At 47.0% G+C, this 1,774-nt stretch carries 1 protein-coding gene; it reads right to left on the reverse strand.

Translation table 11 applies throughout. From position 1 onward, the window contains the following. Positions 1–1,774 (reverse strand): collagen-like protein (locus GXW81_RS10005; RefSeq protein ID WP_161532198.1); only part of this gene is annotated, 1,774 nt, incomplete at both ends.

Consider the following 1,774-nt stretch of genomic DNA (forward strand, 5'->3'; position numbering starts at 1 on the left):
TGCCGTTCCATTCCATTTTAATACCTGACCGTTAGCTGGTGCTGTATTAGCTACATTACGCCCTTGGATACGAGCGACCGTAGTCACGTTATTATTCGCCGCTGCTGTAACATCTCCCGTTAAAGCCGCTCTTTGGAATGAGGTTCCACTTAATGTAATAGAGGTAGAGCCCGAGTAGGTGGTATTTGTATTATTATCTGCCGCTGGTGCCCATGCCGTTCCATTCCATTTTAATACCTGACCATTCGCAGCATTCATTTGGTTCAGCTTATCGGCTGTAATTGTAGCATTGGCAATATCCGCCGCTACAATCGTACCATCGGCAATCTTTGCAGAATTAACAGCATTGTTGGCAATTTTAGCATTCGTAACTGCGTTATTGGCTATCGTCAATGCCGTTGTTCCCGTTACGTCTCCCGTATGCGCCGAATGACTAAATGTGGTTCCACTAAGCGTTAAACCCACTCCTGCAGAATACGTCGTATTTGTATTATTATCCGCCGCTGGGGCCCATGCCGTTCCGTTCCATTTTAATACCTGACCATTAGCTGGTGCTGTGTTAGCTACATTACGCCCTTGGATACGAGCTACCGTAGTAGCATTATTATTCGCTGCTGCCGTAACATCTCCCGTTAAAGCCGCCCTTTGGAATGAGGTTCCACTTAATGTAATAGAGGTAGAGCCTGAATAGGTGGTATTCGTATTGTTATCTGTTCCTGGTGCCCATGCAGTACCATTCCATTTTAATACCTGACCATTGGTTGCATTCATTTGGTTTAGCTTATCGGCTGTAACAGCGCCTGATGCTAAATCCACCGTAGATACAGAACCATCTGCTATCTTAGCCGAGTTTACAGCATTGTTCGCTATCGTTAATGATGTTGTACCTGTTACATCTCCTGTATGAGCGGCATGGCTAAACGTAGTTCCACTTAATGACAAACCTGTTCCTGCGGTATAAGTGGTATTTGTATTATTATCTGTTCCTGGTGCCCATGCAGAGCCGTTCCATTTTAGTACTTGCCCCGTAGTTGCTGTAGGTAATGACACCGTTTGTGTATTGGCAGTATAGATAAGTCCATTAGTAGCAGTGATAACTCCTGCTGGTCCCTGAGGACCTGTCAAACCTCTTGGGCCCGTTGCCCCTACAGCTCCTGTATCTCCTTTGTCTCCCTTAGGTCCTTGTGGGCCTACTGGTCCTGCTACTCCCTGAGGACCTGTCAAACCTCTTGGTCCTGTTGCTCCTACTGCACCAGTATCTCCTTTGTCTCCTTTAAGACCTTGTGGTCCTGCAGGTCCTTGAATCCCTTGAGCTCCGGTCGCTCCTTTTAACGTTTGACCTGTGCTTGTCCACGCACCTGAAGCTTTCTTATAAACAGTGCCAGTGGCAGCATCTACATAGCTATCGCCATTCACACCTAAACTAGAAGCTGGCACTCCAGTTCCTGATAACATAGAATAGCCTTGTGCTCCTGTGGCTCCTGCTGGACCTGTTAAACCTCTTGGTCCTGTTGCTCCTACTGCTCCTGTATCTCCTTTATCTCCTTTAAGACCTTGTGGTCCTGCAGGTCCTTGAATCCCTTGAGCGCCGGTCGCTCCTTTTAAGGTTTGACCTGTACTCGTCCAACTTCCTGAACTCTTTTTATAAACTGTACCGGTGGTGGCATCTACATAGCTATCGCCATCAATACCTAAACTAGAAGCTGGCACTCCCGTTCCTGATAACATAGAATAGCCTTGTGCTCCTGTTGCTCCTACTGCTCCTGTATCTCCT

The sequence above is a fragment of the Riemerella anatipestifer genome, from assembly GCF_009932355.1.
Classification (GTDB): Bacteria; Bacteroidota; Bacteroidia; order Flavobacteriales; family Weeksellaceae; genus Riemerella; species Riemerella anatipestifer_E.